Below are 513 nucleotides of genomic sequence, written 5' to 3' on the forward strand. Positions count from 1 at the left end.
AGCGCTCGGGAGCCTGTCGCGGGAGTACCCTGATCTGGATCGCTCCGACCTTGAGGATCGGCTTAGAGGGCTGCTGGCCCGAACCCCTCTGCGCAGCACAAAGGCCATGCCGATCGATATTCTGGATGAGTGGAAATCCTTGAGGAGTGCGTGCGAGGAAACTTATTATAAGGCAGGCTATGCCGGAACTCAGTGCCGCCACACTAATAACAACAACAAATCTCCTAGTGAGCCTTGTAACAAAGGCTTTCCGAAGAAAGCTGAGGCGGTTCGTTCAACCGAACAAAGCTCGGAGCACCTATCACCAGAATTGATCCTGGAGGCCTGCCCCGCCCTCAGCGACTACGGCCGGCCGCTACCTGCGGGCGTCGCTTGGAGCACATGAGAGCGCCTGGGCCGAGGCCGTGGAGGACATCGGCACCGTCAGGGCGGCGATCGCTGTGATCTACGTCCTGCAGCTCTACGAGGACGACGTGGCCAGAAACGGTGGCGAGAGCCGGATCAAGAATCCGG

General features: G+C 59.5%; 1 pseudogene. It reads left to right on the top strand.

Annotated elements, in window-relative coordinates:
• A pseudogene (locus C7G61_RS45775) lies at nt 1–385 on the top strand (plasmid replication protein RepC); the annotation flags it as partial.
• Nucleotides 386–513 lie beyond the last annotated feature (128 nt).

Source organism: Bradyrhizobium algeriense (genome assembly GCF_003062295.1).
In the GTDB taxonomy this organism is placed as follows: domain Bacteria; phylum Pseudomonadota; class Alphaproteobacteria; order Rhizobiales; family Xanthobacteraceae; genus Bradyrhizobium; species Bradyrhizobium algeriense.